Here is a 16,214-nt window from a genome sequence, read left to right as displayed (position 1 = left end):
ACGGGTGATGTGCGATGCGCTGCAAGTGATTTGCGGCGATATTGGCCGGTAACGCATCGCACCAGGGAGGCACCTCATGCGTGGAGCCAGGCACGCCAAGCGGGCGGCGGCCGCGGCGGCGGTCGCGTTCGTCGCGGTGGCGTGCGGGGGTGGGGCCGGCGGCGCGGTCGACGGGGTGGTGAGTTCGTCCTGGGGGGACCCGCAGAACCCGCTGGAGCCGACGAACACCAACGAGGTGCAGGGCGGCAAGGTCCTGGACATGATCTTCCGGGGCCTCAAGAGGTACGACCCGAGGACCGGCGCCGCGCAGGACATGCTGGCGGAGCGGATCGACACCCCGGACTCGCGGAACTTCACGATCACGGTGAAGGACGGCTGGACGTTCAGCAACGGCGAGAAGGTCACCGCCAGGTCCTTCGTGGACGCCTGGAACTACGGTGCGAGCCTGCGGAACAACCAGAAGAACGCGTACTTCTTCGGCTACATCGAGGGCTACGACAAGGTCCACCCGGAGAACGGCTCGCAGACCGCGGAGAAGCTCTCCGGCCTCAGGGTCCTGGACGACCGCACCTTCACGGTCCGGCTGAACCAGAAGTTCTCCAGCTTCCCCGACACCCTCGGCTATGTCGCCTTCGCCCCGCTGCCGAGGGCGTTCTTCACCGATCACGCGGCCTGGGTCCGCAAGCCCGTCGGCAACGGGCCGTACAGGATCGCCTCGTACACCAAGGGCGCCCAGATGGACCTGGTCAGCTGGGCCGCCTACCCGGGTGAGGACAAGGCGCGGAACAAGGGCGTGTCCCTCAAGGTGTACACCGACAGCGACACCGCCTACACCGATCTCCTGGCCGGCTACCTCGACCTCGTGGACGACATCCCCGCCTCCGAGCTCAAGAACGTCAGAGGCGACCTCGGCGACCGCTACATCAGCGTCCCGGCCGGGATCATCCAGACCCTCGCCTTCCCCTACTACGACGAGCGCTGGAACCGGCCCGGCATGGAAAAGGTCCGCACGGGCCTGTCCATGGCGATCAACCGGAAGCAGATCACCTCCACCATCTTCCAGCGGACCCGCACCCCGGCCACCGACTGGACCTCCCCGGTCCTCGGCGTGGACGGCGGCTTCCAGGACGGCCTGTGCGGGGACGCCTGCGACTACGACCCGGCGCGGGCCAGGCAGTTGATCCAGGAGGGCGGCGGCATCCCCGGCGGCCGACTGAAGATCACCTACAACGCGGACAGCGGCTCGCACGGCCTGTGGGTGGACGCCGTCTGCCACTCCGTCAACAAGGCCCTGGGCAACGACAAGGCCTGCGTCGGCAACCCCATCGGCACCTTCGCGGACTACCGGAGCAAGATCAGCCAGAAGCAGATGCCCGGCCCCTTCCGGGCCGGCTGGCAGATGGACTACCCGCTGATCCAGAACTTCCTCCAGCCGCTCTACTACACCAACGCCTCCTCCAACGACGGCAAGTGGTCCAACAAGGAGTTCGACCGGCGCGTCGACCAGGCCAACGCCGAGACCGACACCGCGAAGGCGGTCTCCCTCTTCCAGAAGGCCGAGGAAGTCGTGCGCGACAACATGGCCGCCATCCCGCTCTGGTACCAGAACGGCAGCGCGGGCTACTCGGAGCGCCTCTCCAACGTGGCGCTCAACCCCTTCAGTGTCCCCGTGTACAACGAGATCAAGGTCAGCTGACCGGCGATGGGCCGCTATGTCGTCCGCCGCCTGCTCCAGATGATCCCGGTGTTCGTCGGGGCGACGCTGCTGATCTTCCTGATGGTGAACGTGATGGGCGACCCCGTCGCCGGACTCTGCGGCGAGCGCGCCTGCGACCCGGCGACGGCCGCCCAGCTGAAGCGGGAGTTCGGCCTCGACCAGCCGCTGTGGCGGCAGTACGTCACCTACATGGGCAACGTCTTCACCGGTGACTTCGGTACGGCGTTCAACGGCCAGCCCGTCACCGAGCTGATGGCGGCGGCGTTCCCCGTCACGATCCGGCTGACCATCGTGGCGATCCTCTTCGAACTGGTCATCGGCATCACGCTGGGCGTGCTCACCGGGCTGCGTCGCGGACGGCCCGTCGACACCGCCGTACTCCTGGCCACCCTGGTCGTGATCTCCGTACCCACCTTCGTCACCGGCGTCCTGCTCAAACTGCTGCTGGGCGTCGAGTGGCACTGGATCAAGCCCTCGGTCTCCCAGCAGGCGACCTTCGGCGAGCTGATCGTGCCGGGCCTGGTGCTGGCCGCCGTGTCCCTCGCCTACGTCACCCGGCTGACCCGTACCTCGATCGCGGAGAACAAGCGGTCCGACTACGTCCGTACGGCCGTCGCGAAGGGCCTGCCCCGGCGCCGGATCATCACCCGGCACCTGCTGCGCAACTCACTCATCCCCGTCGTCACCTTCATCGGCACGGACATCGGCGCGCTGATGGGCGGGGCGATCGTCACCGAGCGCATCTTCAACATCCACGGCGTCGGCTACCAGCTCTACCAGGGGATCCTCCGCCAGAACACCCAGACGGTCGTCGGCTTCGTGACCGTCCTCGTCCTGGTGTTCCTGATCGCCAACCTGCTGGTCGACCTGCTGTACGCCGTACTCGACCCGAGGATCCGCTATGACTGAGCGACTGTCCCGAGAACCGTACGAGCCCTACGAGTCCCACCAGGCCGGGGGCGCCGTCGCGGGGACCGGAGCGGGCGGCGCGATGGACCTGGCGGCGAGCGAGGCCGAGACCCTGGAGCGCACCCCCCAGGGGCCGGACGGCACGGGCCCGGGCGACAGACCGCGCAGCCTGTGGTCCGACGCCTGGCGGGACCTGCGCCGCAACCCGGTCTTCGTGGTCTCCGCGCTCGTCATCGTCTTCCTGGTCGTCATCTCCCTCTGGCCGTCGCTGATCGCCTCCGGAAGCCCCCTGAACTGCGACCTGGCCAAGGCCCAGCAGGGCTCCCAGCCGGGCGCCCCCTTCGGCTACGACGGCCAGGGCTGCAACGTGTACACCAGAACCGTCTACGGTGCCCGCACATCCGTCACGGTCGGCGTCTGCGCCACCCTCGGGGTGGCTCTGCTCGGGTCCGCCCTCGGCGGGCTCGCCGGGTTCTACGGCGGCACCTGGGACTCACTGCTGTCCCGGCTGACCGACATCTTCTTCGCGATCCCCGTGGTCCTCGGCGGCCTGGTGCTGCTGTCCGTCGTCACCAGCAACACGGTCTGGCCGGTGGTGGGGTTCATGGTGCTGCTCGGCTGGCCGCAGATCTCGCGTATCGCGCGCGGCTCGGTCATCACCGCCAAGCAGAACGACTACGTCCTCGCGGCCCGCGCCCTTGGCGCCTCCAACTCCCGCATCCTGCTGCGCCACATCACGCCCAACGCCGTCGCCCCGGTGATCGTCGTGGCCACCATCGCCCTCGGTACCTACATCTCCCTGGAAGCGACCCTGTCGTATCTCGGTGTCGGCCTCAAACCGCCGAGCGTCTCCTGGGGCATCGACATCTCCGCCGCCTCCCCCTACATCCGCAACGCCCCGCACGCGCTGCTGTGGCCCTCCGGAGCGCTGGCCGTCACGGTGCTGGCCTTCATCATGCTCGGCGACGCGGTGCGCGACGCCCTGGACCCGAAGCTGAGGTGAGCCACCGTGCTGCTCGAAGTACGCGACCTGCACGTGGAGTTCCGCACCCGGGACGGTGTCGCCAAGGCCGTCAACGGGGTCGACTACGGCGTGGACGCGGGGGAGACCCTCGCGGTGCTCGGCGAGTCCGGCTCCGGCAAGTCGGTCACCGCGCAGGCCGTGATGGGCATCCTCGACACCCCGCCGGGGAAGGTCACCGGCGGCGAGATCCTCTTCCGGGGCAGGGACCTGCTGAAGCTCAGGGAGGAGGAGAGACGGAAGATCCGGGGCGCCGAAATGGCGATGATCTTCCAGGACGCGCTGTCCTCGCTGAACCCCGTGCTCTCCGTGGGCGAGCAGCTCGGCGAGATGTTCGTCGTGCACCGGGGCATGTCGAGGAAGGACGCGCGGGCGAAGGCGGTCGAGCTGATGGACCGGGTGCGCATCCCGGCCGCCGCCCAGCGGGTGCGTGACTACCCCCACCAGTTCTCCGGCGGTATGCGCCAGCGCGTCATGATCGCCATGGCGCTGGCCCTCGAACCTGCGCTCATCATCGCGGACGAGCCCACCACCGCCCTCGACGTCACCGTCCAGGCCCAGGTCATGGACCTGCTCGCGGAGCTGCGGCACGCCTACGACATGGCCCTCATCCTCATCACCCACGACCTCGGGGTGGTCGCGGACGTCGCCGACCGCATCGCCGTGATGTACGCGGGACGGATCGTCGAGTCGGCCCCCGTCCACGACCTCTACAAGGCACCGGCACACCCCTACACCCGAGGCCTGCTCGACTCCATTCCGCGTCTGGACCACAAGGGCAGCGAGCTGTACGCCATCAAGGGCCTGCCGCCGAGCCTGACGGCCATCCCGCTCGGCTGCGCCTTCCACCCGCGCTGCCCGATGGCGCGGGACGTGTGCCGTACGGACGAACCGCCGCTGTACGAGGTGTCCGGGACCCGGGGCAGCGCCTGCCACTTCTGGAGGGAGTGCCTCGATGGCTGACACGGCCGAGCCGATCCTGGAGGTCAGCGGCCTCGTCAAGCACTACCCGCTCACCCGAGGCATCGTCCTCAGGAAGCGGATCGGCGAGGTGCGCGCGGTGGACGGCGTCGACCTCACCGTGCACCGGGGCCGAACCCTGGGCGTGGTGGGCGAGTCGGGCTGCGGCAAGTCGACGGTCGCGAGGATGCTGTGCCACCTGGAACGGCCCACGGCGGGTGCGATCCGGTTCAAGGGCGAGGACATCACCGCGCTGACCGGCCGCGCCCTGAAGGCGGTGCGGCGCAACATCCAGATGGTCTTCCAGGACCCGTACACCTCGCTCAACCCCCGTATGACGGTGGGCGACATCATCGGAGAGCCGTACGAGATCCACCCGGAGGCGGCACCCAGGGGCGACCGCCGGCGCAGGGTCCAGGAACTGCTGGAGGTGGTCGGCCTCAACCCCGAGCACCTCAACCGCTATCCGCACCAGTTCTCCGGCGGCCAGCGCCAACGCATCGGCATCGCACGGGGTTTGGCGCTGCGCCCGGAGGTGATCGTCGCCGACGAACCGGTGTCCGCGCTGGACGTCTCGGTGCAGGCGCAGGTGATCAACCTGATGGAGCGGCTCCAGGACGAGTTCGACCTGTCGTACGTGTTCATCGCACACGACCTGTCGATCGTGCGGCACATCTCGGACCGGGTCGCGGTGATGTACCTGGGCCGAGTGGTGGAGACCGGCAGCGACACCGAGATCTACGACCACCCGACGCACCCCTACACCCAGGCCCTGCTCTCCGCCGTCCCGGTCCCCGACCCCGAGGCCCGGGACCGTCGTGCGCGCATCATCCTCACGGGTGACGTCCCGTCCCCGGCCGCCGTCCCGTCCGGGTGCCGCTTCCGCACCCGCTGCTGGAAGGCGCAGGAGCGCTGCACGGTGGAGGAGCCGGTGCTCGCGGTGCCCGCCGCGTTCCGGGGGACGAGCGGCCCGGCGGCGCACGACTCGGCCTGCCACTTCGCGGAGACGGCGCCGATGGCGCACACCGAGTCGCGGTAGGACGGGTACGGAGGGGTGGCGTGGCGCGCGGGGGAGGGGGCGGTACGGCAACGGGCCGGGTGGCATGACGCCCCCCGGCCCGTCCACGGCACCCGCACGGCCGTACGCCGTCCAGCTTCGCCCGCGCGTATATCGGCGTCGCTTCCGTGAAGTTGCCTGTGCGTTAAGCCGGTTGCGGCCGCGAGCCGGCAAGGGACCTTTTGAGGAAGTCCACCTGAAGGAGCAACAGGTTCTCCGCGACCTGCTCCTGCGGGGTCATGTGCGTGACGCCGGACAGCGGCAGCACCTCGTGCGGGCGGCCGGCCGCCAGCAGGGCGGAGGACAGGCGCAGGGCGTGGGCCACCACCACGTTGTCGTCGGCCAGCCCGTGCACGATCATCAGCGGCCGGTGCGGTTCGGCGGGGGAGGACAGCCCGCCGTCGGTGACCAGGGAACTCCTGGCGTACGCGGCCGGGTCCGCGCCGGGGTCGCCCAGATACCGCTCGGTGTAGTGGGTGTCGTACAGCCGCCAGTCGGTCACCGGGGCACCCGCGATGCCCGCGTGGAAGACGTCCGGGCGGCGCAGCACGGCGAGGCCCGCGAGCCAGCCGCCGTAGGACCAGCCCCGGATGGCGACCCGGGACAGGTCGAGCGGGTAGCGCTTCGCGAGGTCCTGGAGCGCCTCGACCTGGTCGTCGAGGGACACCGTGAAGTCGCCGTGCACCGCCTTCTCCCAGGCGGGGGAGCGGCCCGGGGTGCCCCGGCCGTCGGCGACGATCACCGCGAAGCCCTGGTCGGCGAACCACTGCGAGGTCAGGTGGGCGTTGTGCGCGGCGACCACCCGTGGGCCGTGCGGACCGCCGTAAGGGTCCAGCAGGACCGGAAGAAGGGTGTCGGAGTGGTGGTCCTGCGGCAACAGCACGGCGCACGGGATCCGCCGTGCGCCCCCTTCGGTCAGGGTCACGCGGGGGGACATACCGGGATGTTCGGCGTAGGACGTGACAGTGCCCGCCGGTTTTCCGTCACGGAGGACCTGGACCCGGGTGCCGGGCCGGTCGAGGTTCGCGGAGACGAGAACCGTCACACCTCCGGCGCGAACGGCCGAGTGCACGCCGGGCTCCTGCGAAACACGCTCCACACCGAGCTCGTTCACCCGGTAGACGTGCACCTCGCCGGTTTCCGGATCCTCGGCCTCCTCGCCGGCCGACGCCGAGACCAGCACGTCGTCGTCGGACACGTCGAGCACCGCGCGGACGTGCAACTGGGCCCGGGTGAGCGGGCGTTCGCCCACCGCGAGGACCCGGGCACCACCCTCGTCGGCGATCCGGACCAGCCGTCCCGACGGGGTCCAGCAGGGCACACCGGCGAACAGTTCAAGCCATGTTGGATCTTCCTCCGCGTGCACCATCCGGGTCGCCCCCGTCTCCGGGTCGACGGCGAGGAAGAGCTGACCGCGCTGGTCCCGCGCCTGCACCAGGATCAGCGGCGCCCCGGCGTCTGACCAGTGCACATGGGCGAGATACGGATAGCGCGCGGAGTCCCAGACAACCTCGGTGCGCGAGCCGTCGAGCCCCATCACGAACAGACGCACCTCGGCGTTGGCGGTGCCCGCCGCCGGGTACGCGATGTGCTGTGGCTCACGCTCCGGTCGGGCCGGATCCGCGATCCACCAGCGCCGCACCGGTGTGTCGTCCGCGCGCGCCACCAGCAGCCGCTCCGAGTCCGGCGCCCACCAGAAACCCCGTGAACGCCCCATCTCCTCGGCCGCGATGAACTCGGCCAGCCCGTACGTGACGTTCTCCGACTCGGGCTCCGCGAGCGCCCGGTCGCTCTCTCCCTCCGCCCCCACGACCCGCAGCGCCCCCTGGGCGACGTACGCCACGTGCCGCCCGTCGGGTGCCGGGCGAGGGTCGATCACCGGCCCCGGAGAAGGGAGTTCACGTGCCGTACCGGCCCGCAGCTCGGCCGTGAAAAGCCGACCTGACAACGCGAAAGACGCCAGCTCCACGGCCGAGTCGGTGGCGTAGCCGACGATGCCGGCGCCGCCCTCCCGGCTGCGCTCGCGGCGTGCCCGCTCCTCGGCCGAGAGGTGCTCGGCGGCCCCGCCCAGCAGCGCTCCCGGGTCGGCCGCCACGCGCTCCGTGCCGTCCTCGATGTCCATGATCCAGAGGGAGTTGGCCCGGTCCGTACCGGAGTGCGAGCGCAGGAAAGCGACACGGGAGCCGTCGGGCGCCACGGTGAAGGCGCGTGGCGCGCCGAGCGTGAACCGCTGTGTGCGGGCGTGCCGTCGGGGGAAGGAGTCTGCCTCGGTCGTCATGCCTTGACCATATTGGCCATGCGCCCCCTTGTGCGGCCATGCGCCGAGCGATGCGCGAGTACGGAAAGTTATGATCGCTACCGCTGGGTGGGTATGAACCTGCTGGCTCCTGTATGTATTTGCTGTACCGATCTACAACCCCCATAGTCGGACCCCCCTCGTGTACCTGGGATCTTTGGAGGTGAGCCGCCGTGGCACTCTCGATTTCGGCGGTGGTGCTGCTGGCGATCATCGTCTTCTTGTTGATCAAGAAGTCGGGCCTGAAGGGCGGTCACGCGGTCGTCTGCATGCTGCTGGGCTTCTACTTGGCCTCCTCGACCGTCGCGCCGACGATCAGCGAGCTGACGACGAACGTCGCGAGCATGATCGGCAGCATCAAGTTCTGACGCGGCTTCCGCTCGCCCGGTACGGTCGCGGGAGTGCGTGCTCTCACCGCGAGGGCCGAGGAGTGCTGAGGGTGGGTTCCGTCAATGGCGTGCCGTGTCGGTGAGTTCGTGCTCGACTGCCAGGACCCCGAGGCGCTGGCGCGGTTCTGGTGCGAGGTCCTGGACTTCGTCGTGCTCGACCGCGAGGAAGGCGGCATCGAGATCGGACCGCCCGAGGGATTCGGCGGCCCCCAGCCGACGATGGTCCTCCTCCGCACCGACGAGCCGAAGAGCGGGAAACTCCGGCTGCACATCGACGTCAACCCCACCGACCGCGATCAGGACGCCGAACTCGAACGCCTCCTGGCCGCCGGGGCCGTACGTGTCGACATCGGCCAGTCCGGTGAGGTGCCCTGGTACGTCCTCGCCGACCCCGAAGGCAACGAGTTCTGCCTGCTCAGGACCCGCCTCGCCCCATGACCGCACAGTCCCGCCAGCCCGACGCCGAGCACGTCGACTCCGAGCTCGTCCAGGCCGCGGCCCACGTGGCCCGCACACGCTGCCGGGGTGACAACCACACCATGGCCGCGGCGGCCCGCGCCCGGGACGGCCGGATCGTCACCGCCGTGAACGCCTACCACTTCACCGGAGGCCCCTGCGCCGAACTCGTCCTCATCGGCGCGGCCGCCGCCCAGGGCGCCCACGAGCTGGACACGATCGTCGCCGTGGGCGACCGCGACCGGGGAGTCGTCCCGCCGTGCGGCCGCTGCCGGCAGGTCCTGCTCGACTACTTCCCCGCCCTCGAGGTCATCGTCAGCGAGGGCGCCCACCTCCGAGCCGTCCCGGTCACGGACCTGCTACCCGGGAGCTACGTCTGGGCCGACCACCAACTGGGGGCCGAGTAGGAACCCGGTGGTGCTTGACTCCCGCCCCGGGGTGGCTTCTAGGCGCGGGAGGCGTACGGGACGAAGTCGGCCCAGGTGGCGGGGGCGAAGTGGATGCGGGGGCCCTCGGTGTGCTTGGAGTCGCGGACGTGCACCGTGCCGGGCGAACGCCCCTCTGCCGAGCCGTCAGCGAACTTCAGCACCTTGATGCCAACGCCGTGCTGCACGGCCGCGTCCCGGGCCGTGACTTCCTGCTGGAGCTCTACGTCGTCGGGGACGCCCTGCGGATCGAGGTGACCGACACCTACGGGGAACGTCTGCCCGAACTCCAGGAGTCCGTGGAGGATGCCGAGACGGGCCGGGGGCTCGTCCTCGTGGAGGCCCTCGCGGACCGCTGGGGAGTGGCTCCGGGACGGTCGCCGCGCAAGACGGTGCGGGCGGAAGTCGTGGTGCGCGCCGCACCGGAACCCGGCGGGTCGTGCTCCGGTGTCGGGGGCGGTCTTCTTCAAGGACCACGAGGGTGAAAGGACCTCGCCAAGCCCCACCCCTCCCGCCCGTGGCACGGCCTCACTCGGGCGAGTGAATATGCCAATTCGGCTGGTTTCGTGGCCCCTTGCCTGCCCTACGCTCAGCGCGACACGACAACAGACATACGTCGGCCCCCGCAGGGAGTGCAATCCCGGTGCGAGGGCCTGACCACTAGGAAGCCGAACCTTCCCGATGGATACACAAAACCCTAGCGTGCCCCCGCACGCCCAGTCCCGAGTTGCCCGGAGGAATCACTCCGGAGGGCTGATCCACGACAACGCCCGCCACACCGCCCGCTTCACGGTGATCGGCAACCATCTGGCCCAGCACCCGGAGCTGTCGGGGCTCGCCATCGGGCTCGGCGTGTACATCCAGTCGCTTCCCGCCGGTGCCCGCGTGGACATCAAGACGCTCACGACCCGGTTCCCGGAGGGCGCGACCAGGATCGCCGCCGCGCTGCGCGAGCTGGAGGCGCACGGCTACCTGCGGCGCGAACGGGAGCGGCTGCCCGGTGGCCGCATCGTCACCCGGACGGTCTCCTGCAACCAGCCCGGCCGCCACCGCCGTACGGCCGACGCGCCCGCCCCTGAGCGGTCCGAACGGCCGAGGAAGCGGGCGGCCCGCAAGCCGCTGCCCGCCGTGCCGCAGCCCGTGTGCACCGCCCCCGCGCTTCTCCAGCAGGCCGCCGACCTGCTCGCGGACCTGCGCCGTCTCGACCCCCGCCTCCTCCTCTCCGCCTGCGACACCGCGCACCTCGCGCCCGGAGTCGCCGCCTGGCTGGAGCGGGACGCCGGCCCCGCCGCCGTACGGCACGCCCTGACGACGGGCTTCCCGCCCGAGGGCGTACGCCGCCCGGCCGCCCTGATGGCCCACCGCCTCCGCGCCGACCTCCCACCCCTGCCACCACTCCGCGCACCGGCCCTCCCACCGCAGGTCCGGCACCCACTCCAGACCTGCGAGTCCTGTGACCGAGCCTTCCGCGCACCCGAACCGGGGCTGTGCCGTGAGTGCCGCTCTGCTCGTAGGCTGGCCCCATGACGGAACTGCCCGCTCGGCGGATGCTGCTCGTGCACGCGCACCCGGACGACGAGTCGATCAACAACGGCGCGACCATGGCCAAGTACGCGGCCGAGGGAGCACGGGTGACGCTGGTCACCTGCACCCTCGGGGAGCGGGGCGAGGTCATTCCGGCCGAGCTGGGGCATCTGAGCGGTGCCGCCCTCGGGGAGCACCGGATGCGGGAGCTCGCGGAGGCGATGGGCGCGCTCGGTGTCGAGGACTTCCGGCTGCTCGGCGGGGCCGGGCGGTACGCGGACTCCGGGATGATGGGACTGGCCGACAACGACGACCCCGCGTGCTTCTGGCGGGCGGACCTCGACAAGGCCGCCGGGTACCTCGTGGAGGTGATCCTGGAGGTCCGCCCCCAGGTCCTCATCACCTACGACGACAACGGCGGTTACGGACACCCGGACCACATCCAGGCCCACCGCGTCGCCATGCGGGCCGTTGAACTGGCCGCCGAAGCGGGCTGGACGGTACCCGCCGTCTACTGGAACCGCGTCCCGCGCTCCGTCGCCGAGGCCGCGTTCGCCCGCCTCCGGGAGGATCTGCCCGGTCTGCCCTTCGCCAAGTCCGCGGCCCTGGACGACGTACCGGGCGTGGTCGACGACGAGCGCGTCACCGCCGAGATCGACGGCGGCGCGTACGTCGCCGCCAAGGCGGGCGCGATGCGCGCCCATGCCACCCAGATCGAGGTCGCCGAGCCGTACTTCGCGCTCTCCAACGCGCTGGCCCAGCCGGTCTTCGCCACCGAGTACTACGAACTGGTGGACCCGGCCGGCAACGGTGGGCGGCCGGATGTCCGGTACACCGACCTGTTCGGCCCCGTCGCCGCGCGGGAGGCGTCATGAGCGGCGGACCGGCCGGGCGCGGGTCCATGCTCGCGCAGCCGCTGCGCTTCCCCTCCGCCGCGCGGATCGCCGCCCTCGTAGGTCTGTTCGTGCTCGGTGCCGTGGTCGGCGTGGCCGGGTCGCTGGTGCAGGCCGGCTGGTTCCCCGGCGGGTTGCTGCTCGCGCTGGCGGGTGCGGCAGGACTGTTCCTCGGCGGTGCGCGCGTCACCCGAAGCCGCGGTGGGGCCGTGGCCCCGGCGGCGGGATGGTTCGTCACCGTCATCGCGCTCACCCTCGGCCGCCCGGAAGGGGACTTCGTGTTCGCGGCGGGCGGCGGCCCCTATCTGTTCCTGCTGGGTGGCATGGCTCTTGCTGTGATCTGCGCCACCCTTGCGCCGCGGAGGCAACCGGACGACGCCGACGCCCGACTTGCCAAGTGACGTACCGATTCGCCGTGAAACGCGCGTGCGAGTCCCGTGGGGAATTCCCCAGCGGCCACGGGATACACGTCATGGACGGCCAGTATGGTGGTGCGCGCCGCCGAGCCGCCCGCGGGAAGAGGTCGTAACGGGCGGCGGAGCCAACCGGGAGAACTTGCTTTGAGTCGTGAAACTGACACTCCGTCCTCCGGGCCCAACGGGCGCGGCGGAGCCGCATACCCCTCAGGCACGCCGCCGTACGGGACCCCCATGGTTTCCGACAACGGCACGGACGCGGGCCGTTCGGCCGCCCAGCCCGAGGAGCGCAAGACAGAGACCACGCTGACGACCCGGATCCGGATCAACATCCCCGGGTCGCGGCCGATTCCGCCGGTCGTCATGCGTACGCCCGTCGCGGACGCCGAGCGCTCCGACGACGACACCGGTACGGGTAAGGGCGCCGCCGCGGAGCAGCAGCTGCCCTCCTCCCCGTTGCCGGGCAGTCGCACGGAACCGGCCCCCGCCGAGGCCGACGCCCCGGCCGAGGAGCGGACGAGCGACTGGTTCGCGCCCCGCAAGGGCTCGGCCGGCAAGTCCGGTCCGGGCGGCGGTGGTACCAACGGGGCCGGGATGCCCGGTGCTTCCCCGGCCGCGCAGGCCGGACCCGCCGCGCCAGCCACGCCCTCCGCCCCGGCCGCCCCCGGCCAGGGCACGGGTCTCAGCCGTCCCGGTGGTGTCGTCGGCTCCATGAGCATGCCCGGCGCCACCCGGCCCGGCGGCACCAACGGCGCGGGGCTCACCGGAGCCACCGGCGGACCCGTGGCTCCCGGGCACGGTGGCGGCACCGGTTCCTTCGACGTGACCGAGGCGCTGGCCGCCGGTCCACTGGCGAGCGGCACCCGCCCCGGTACGGGCGGCGCCGAGGAACCGCGCCGTGACGACCTGCCGTACTTCTCGGAAAGCGGCCGGAGCGGCCCCAGCGCCCCCGCCGCGCCGAACGCGCCGCGCACCCCGCAGGCCCCCGCCGGTCCGACCGCCGGTCCGGTCACCGGTGACAGTCCGCTGGTCCCGCCCATGACCGGCCGGCCCGGTCCCGGCATGGCGCCCGGCGAGTCCTTCACCGATCCCGGAGCCGCCCCCGGCAACGCCCCCGCCGGCAGCCCGCGCGGCCCCCGCCCCGCCGGTGCCCTCGGCGACGACACCGCCATCCTCACCCCGCAGAAGCCCGCCCAGGAATCCGGCATGCCGGGCGTGCCCGGCTACCGTGCCCCGGCGGACAACGTCTCCGGGCAGACCGTCACCAGCGGCATCCCGATCGTCCCGCCCGCCGGGAACTCTCCGTTCGGACCGCGCACCGGTGCCGACGGGCCGCTGCAGCACACCCCGCCGAAGCTCCCCGAGCCGGTCTCGCCGAACGTGCCGGAGAGCAAGAAGTCCGCGAAGCCCGCGAAGAAGAAGGGCCGCAGCAAACTGGTGCTGCTCGGCGTCCTGCTGGTCGTCGGCGGCGCCGGTGTCTACGGCGCCGGACTGCTGATGAACCACTCCGACGTGCCCAAGGGCACCACGGTGCTCGGCGTGGACATCGGCGGCGGCACCCGCGACGACGCCGTCAAGAAGCTGAACGACGCCTTCGGTGCCCGGGGCAGCCAGCCGCTGAAGCTGTCGGTCGACGGCAGGACCGTCTCGCTCGTCCCGAGCCGGGCGGGTCTCCAGTTCGACATCGCCGCCACCGTCGGCGAGGCCTCCGGCAGCGACTACAACCCCGTCTCCGTGATCGGCACCCTCTTCGGGGAGCAGCGGGTCGTGGAACCGGTCATGCCGGTCGACGAGGAGAAGCTCCAGGCCGCCCTGAAGACGGCGGGCGGCGGCTCCGGCTCGGTCACCGAGGGCACGATCAAGTTCGAGTCGGGCAAGGCCGTCGCCGTGTACGGCAAGGCGGGCAAGGGCATCGACGCGGCCGGTTCGGTCCGGGCGGTCGAGCAGGCGTACCGGTCGATGGTGGAGACGGGCACCGCCACCCCGGTCACCGTGTCCACGACCGGCCAGCAGCCGACCATCTCCAGGGCCGAGGTCGACCGGAAGATGAAGGAGTTCGCCGAACCGGCGATGTCCGGCCTGGCCACCGTGCGCGTCGACGCCGCGCACAAGATCCAGTTCGGTCCCCTTTCCCTGCCGAAGATCCTCGGCGTCAAGGCGATCGACGGCAAGCTCGTGGAGACGTACAACCTCGAAGCGCTCAAGAAGGCGTACGGCAGGACCTTCGACGGCGTGAAGGTCGAGTCCGCGACCGGGAAACGCGACGTCATCCCGCAGGACGTCGTCAACGCCCTGCGCACCGCCCTGCGGGGCAGGACGAAGGCCGAGCGGGTCGGGATCATCGAGACCAACCCGAACTGACCCGGCGGGGGCCCGGCGGCACCGAGCCGACTGCGGTATGACATCTGTCATGCGGCAGTCAGGATCACCGGCACTGCCCGGCCCCCCGGCCCCGCCGTCAGCATGGACACCATGACAACGACAGCGGTACCGGACACCAGCACCCTGGTGGTCGGGTTCGACCAGGTGACCAAGACGTACGGCAATGTACGGGCCGTCGACGGCCTCTCGCTGCGGCTCCACCCGGGGGAGACCGTCGCCCTCCTCGGCCCCAACGGCGCCGGCAAGTCCACCACCCTCGACCTGCTCCTCGGGCTCAAGCAGCCCGACGCCGGCACCGTCAGCCTGTTCGGCACCGGCCCGCGCGAGGCCATCACCGCCGGGCGGGTCGGCGCCATGCTGCAGAGCGGCGGACTGATGGAGGATGTCACCGTCGCCGAACTGGTCCGGCTCGCCTGCGATCTGCACCCGAAGCGGTACAAGGCCGCCGATGTCCTGGCCCGGGCCGGAATCACCCAGATCGCCGACCGCAAGGTCAACAAGCTCTCCGGCGGCCAGGCCCAGCGCGTCCGCTTCGCGCTCGCCACCGCGGGCGACAGCGACCTGATCATCCTGGACGAGCCGACCACCGGCATGGACGTCACCGCCCGCCAGGCGTTCTGGGCCACCATGCGGGAGCAGGCCGACCAGGGCCGCACGGTCCTCTTCGCCACCCACTACCTCGAAGAGGCCGACGCCATCGCGGACCGCGTGCTCGTGCTGCACCGCGGCCGGCTGCTCGCCGACGGCACCGCCGCCGAGATCAAGGCCAGGGCGGGCGCCCGCCGCGTCTCCTTCGACCTGGAGGGCGCGATCGACGAGACCGCCCTGCACGGCCTGCCCTTCCTGACCTCGATGGACGTCTCCGGACAGACCGTCCGCATCCAGTCCACCGACGCCGACGCCACCGTCCACGCGCTGTACGGCCTCGGCGTCTACCCCCGCAATCTCGAAGTCGCCGGGCTCGGCCTGGAGCAGGCGTTCGTCGCCATCACCGAGGCCGAAGAGGCCAAGGAGGTCACCGCACCGTGAACAGCCTGATCAAGCTCGAGCTGGCGCGCGCCCTGCGCAACAAGAAGTTCCTGTTCTTCTCGGTGATCTACCCCGCGGCCCTGTTCCTGCTCATCGCGGGCGGCGCCGACTCCCACACCAAGGTCGACGGCACCGGGCTGACCGTCCCGACCTACATGATGGTCTCCATGGCCTCCTTCGGCGCCCTGACCGCCGTACTGATGGGCAACAGCGAGCGCATCGCCAAGGAGCGCGAGAGCGGCTGGGTACGGCAGCTGCGGCTGACCGCGCTGCCGGGGCGCGGATACGTGCTCGCCAAGACCGCGAGCGCGGCCGTGGTCAGCCTGCCCTCGATCGTCGTCGTCTTCGTCGTTGCCGCGGCCGTGAAGGACGTACGCCTGGACGCCTGGCAGTGGCTCGCCCTGACCGGCTCCATCTGGGCCGGCAGCCTGGTCTTCGCCGCGCTCGGCGTCGCCATCGGCTACCTCGCCACCGGCGACGCGGTCCGGCCCATCACGATGATCACCTACTTCGGCCTGTCCATGCTCGGCGGCCTGTGGATGCCCACCACGACCTTCCCGCAGTGGCTCCAGGACATTGCCAAATGGCTGCCCACGCACGCGTACGCTGCCCTTGGACGAGCGATCGAACAGAGCCAGGCGCCGCACGCCACCGACCTCGTCAACCTCGCGGTCTACTTCGTCCTCTTCGCGGGCGGCGCGGCTTGGCTGTACCGGAAGGACACGCTGAAGGCGTGAGTG

The 16,214-nt window shown here is 71.0% G+C and carries 17 protein-coding genes; 15 read left to right on the top strand and 2 right to left on the bottom strand.

All coding sequences use genetic code 11. The features are described from left to right. Window positions 1-76 precede the first annotated feature (76 nt). The 5 genes from ACIPK3_RS17860 to ACIPK3_RS17840 are packed head-to-tail and all read left to right on the top strand — an operon-like array spanning window position 77 to window position 5,646. The gene (locus ACIPK3_RS17860) at window positions 77-1,696 is read left to right on the top strand and encodes an ABC transporter substrate-binding protein (protein WP_402570651.1); all 1,620 of its coding nucleotides are present in this window, start codon (window positions 77-79) and stop codon (window positions 1,694-1,696) included. Between the two features lie 6 nt (window positions 1,697-1,702). Beyond that, window positions 1,703-2,626 (top strand): ABC transporter permease, encoded by a 924-nt coding sequence (locus ACIPK3_RS17855; RefSeq protein WP_402570650.1) that lies wholly within the window; start codon window positions 1,703-1,705, stop codon window positions 2,624-2,626. Beyond that, window positions 2,619-3,629, top strand: a complete 1,011-nt coding sequence (locus tag ACIPK3_RS17850; RefSeq protein ID WP_402570648.1) for an ABC transporter permease — start codon at window positions 2,619-2,621, stop codon at window positions 3,627-3,629. Before ACIPK3_RS17855 ends, ACIPK3_RS17850 begins: the two co-directional genes overlap by 8 nt. A gap of 6 nt (window positions 3,630-3,635) precedes the next feature. Then, window positions 3,636-4,610, top strand: coding sequence for an ABC transporter ATP-binding protein (locus tag ACIPK3_RS17845; protein ID WP_402570646.1), 975 nt, complete (start codon window positions 3,636-3,638; stop codon window positions 4,608-4,610). Next, window positions 4,603-5,646: an ABC transporter ATP-binding protein gene (locus ACIPK3_RS17840; RefSeq protein ID WP_402570644.1), complete on the top strand. Its 1,044-nt coding sequence runs from the start codon at window positions 4,603-4,605 to the stop codon at window positions 5,644-5,646. Before ACIPK3_RS17845 ends, ACIPK3_RS17840 begins: the two co-directional genes overlap by 8 nt. Window positions 5,647-5,809: 163 nt before the next feature. On the opposite strand, the gene ACIPK3_RS17835 is transcribed toward ACIPK3_RS17840, so the two are convergent. Then, a complete protein-coding gene (locus tag ACIPK3_RS17835; protein WP_402570642.1) occupies window positions 5,810-7,942 on the bottom strand; it encodes a prolyl oligopeptidase family serine peptidase in 2,133 nt (710 codons plus the stop codon). Between the two features lie 191 nt (window positions 7,943-8,133). On the opposite strand from ACIPK3_RS17835, the gene ACIPK3_RS17830 reads away from it, so the two are divergent. The 3 genes from ACIPK3_RS17830 to ACIPK3_RS17820 all read left to right on the top strand — a co-directional run bounded on the left by ACIPK3_RS17830 (window position 8,134) and on the right by ACIPK3_RS17820 (window position 9,212). After that, window positions 8,134-8,328 (top strand): hypothetical protein, encoded by a 195-nt coding sequence (locus ACIPK3_RS17830; protein ID WP_030346161.1) that lies wholly within the window; start codon window positions 8,134-8,136, stop codon window positions 8,326-8,328. An 84-nt stretch (window positions 8,329-8,412) separates the two neighbouring features. Further along, window positions 8,413-8,787, top strand: coding sequence for a VOC family protein (locus ACIPK3_RS17825; RefSeq protein WP_402570640.1), 375 nt, complete (start codon window positions 8,413-8,415; stop codon window positions 8,785-8,787). After that, entirely contained in the window at window positions 8,784-9,212 is a 429-nt protein-coding gene (locus ACIPK3_RS17820) for a cytidine deaminase (RefSeq protein ID WP_402570638.1), read from the top strand. Before ACIPK3_RS17825 ends, ACIPK3_RS17820 begins: the two co-directional genes overlap by 4 nt. Window positions 9,213-9,250: 38 nt before the next feature. Here the strand turns inward: ACIPK3_RS17820 and ACIPK3_RS17815 are convergent, their stop codons facing one another. Beyond that, complete coding sequence (locus tag ACIPK3_RS17815; RefSeq protein ID WP_402570804.1) at window positions 9,251-9,400, bottom strand: DUF397 domain-containing protein; 150 nt, start codon at window positions 9,398-9,400, stop codon at window positions 9,251-9,253. A 9-nt stretch (window positions 9,401-9,409) separates the two neighbouring features. Between ACIPK3_RS17815 and ACIPK3_RS17810 the strand changes: the two genes are divergently transcribed. The 7 genes from ACIPK3_RS17810 to ACIPK3_RS17780 all read left to right on the top strand — a co-directional run bounded on the left by ACIPK3_RS17810 (window position 9,410) and on the right by ACIPK3_RS17780 (window position 16,211). Further along, window positions 9,410-9,715 (top strand): ATP-binding protein, encoded by a 306-nt coding sequence (locus ACIPK3_RS17810; protein ID WP_402570636.1) that lies wholly within the window; start codon window positions 9,410-9,412, stop codon window positions 9,713-9,715. Between the two features lie 196 nt (window positions 9,716-9,911). Next, window positions 9,912-10,757: a helix-turn-helix domain-containing protein gene (locus ACIPK3_RS17805; RefSeq protein WP_402570634.1), complete on the top strand. Its 846-nt coding sequence runs from the start codon at window positions 9,912-9,914 to the stop codon at window positions 10,755-10,757. Further along, on the top strand, window positions 10,754-11,629 hold the full coding sequence (gene mshB, locus ACIPK3_RS17800; RefSeq protein ID WP_402570632.1) for an N-acetyl-1-D-myo-inositol-2-amino-2-deoxy-alpha-D-glucopyranoside deacetylase: 876 nt from the start codon (window positions 10,754-10,756) through the stop codon (window positions 11,627-11,629). Before ACIPK3_RS17805 ends, mshB begins: the two co-directional genes overlap by 4 nt. Continuing rightward, window positions 11,626-12,048, top strand: a complete 423-nt coding sequence (locus tag ACIPK3_RS17795) for a DUF6113 family protein (RefSeq protein WP_402570630.1) — start codon at window positions 11,626-11,628, stop codon at window positions 12,046-12,048. Before mshB ends, ACIPK3_RS17795 begins: the two co-directional genes overlap by 4 nt. Before the next feature lie 159 nt (window positions 12,049-12,207). Beyond that, window positions 12,208-14,424 (top strand): hypothetical protein, encoded by a 2,217-nt coding sequence (locus tag ACIPK3_RS17790; protein WP_402570628.1) that lies wholly within the window; start codon window positions 12,208-12,210, stop codon window positions 14,422-14,424. A gap of 111 nt (window positions 14,425-14,535) precedes the next feature. Continuing rightward, on the top strand, window positions 14,536-15,474 hold the full coding sequence (locus ACIPK3_RS17785) for an ABC transporter ATP-binding protein (protein WP_402570627.1): 939 nt from the start codon (window positions 14,536-14,538) through the stop codon (window positions 15,472-15,474). Continuing rightward, a complete protein-coding gene (locus tag ACIPK3_RS17780) occupies window positions 15,471-16,211 on the top strand; it encodes an ABC transporter permease (protein WP_402570625.1) in 741 nt (246 codons plus the stop codon). The genes ACIPK3_RS17785 and ACIPK3_RS17780 overlap by 4 nt, the downstream gene beginning before the upstream one ends. Window positions 16,212-16,214 lie beyond the last annotated feature (3 nt).

The sequence above is a fragment of the Streptomyces sp. NPDC086787 genome, assembly GCF_044745865.1.
Taxonomy (GTDB): Bacteria; Actinomycetota; Actinomycetes; order Streptomycetales; family Streptomycetaceae; genus Streptomyces.
The sequence above is the reverse complement of the archived record's forward strand: the minus strand, read 5'-3'. Positions and strand labels throughout refer to the sequence as shown.

Bases quoted from the DNA above. Each gene is read 5' to 3' on its own strand.
- ACIPK3_RS17820 (WP_402570638.1), top strand. From the start codon at position 8,784: ATGACCGCACAGTCCCGCCAGCCCGACGCCGAGCACGTCGACTCCGAG.
- mshB (WP_402570632.1), top strand. From the start codon at position 10,754: ATGACGGAACTGCCCGCTCGGCGGATGCTGCTCGTGCACGCGCACCCG.
- ACIPK3_RS17835 (WP_402570642.1), bottom strand. From the start codon at position 7,942: ATGACGACCGAGGCAGACTCCTTCCCCCGACGGCACGCCCGCACACAG.
- ACIPK3_RS17785 (WP_402570627.1), top strand. From the start codon at position 14,536: ATGACAACGACAGCGGTACCGGACACCAGCACCCTGGTGGTCGGGTTC.
- ACIPK3_RS17805 (WP_402570634.1), top strand. From the start codon at position 9,912: ATGGATACACAAAACCCTAGCGTGCCCCCGCACGCCCAGTCCCGAGTT.
- ACIPK3_RS17840 (WP_402570644.1), top strand. From the start codon at position 4,603: ATGGCTGACACGGCCGAGCCGATCCTGGAGGTCAGCGGCCTCGTCAAG.
- ACIPK3_RS17825 (WP_402570640.1), top strand. From the start codon at position 8,413: ATGGCGTGCCGTGTCGGTGAGTTCGTGCTCGACTGCCAGGACCCCGAG.
- ACIPK3_RS17795 (WP_402570630.1), top strand. From the start codon at position 11,626: ATGAGCGGCGGACCGGCCGGGCGCGGGTCCATGCTCGCGCAGCCGCTG.
- ACIPK3_RS17855 (WP_402570650.1), top strand. From the start codon at position 1,703: ATGGGCCGCTATGTCGTCCGCCGCCTGCTCCAGATGATCCCGGTGTTC.
- ACIPK3_RS17850 (WP_402570648.1), top strand. From the start codon at position 2,619: ATGACTGAGCGACTGTCCCGAGAACCGTACGAGCCCTACGAGTCCCAC.
- ACIPK3_RS17860 (WP_402570651.1), top strand. From the start codon at position 77: ATGCGTGGAGCCAGGCACGCCAAGCGGGCGGCGGCCGCGGCGGCGGTC.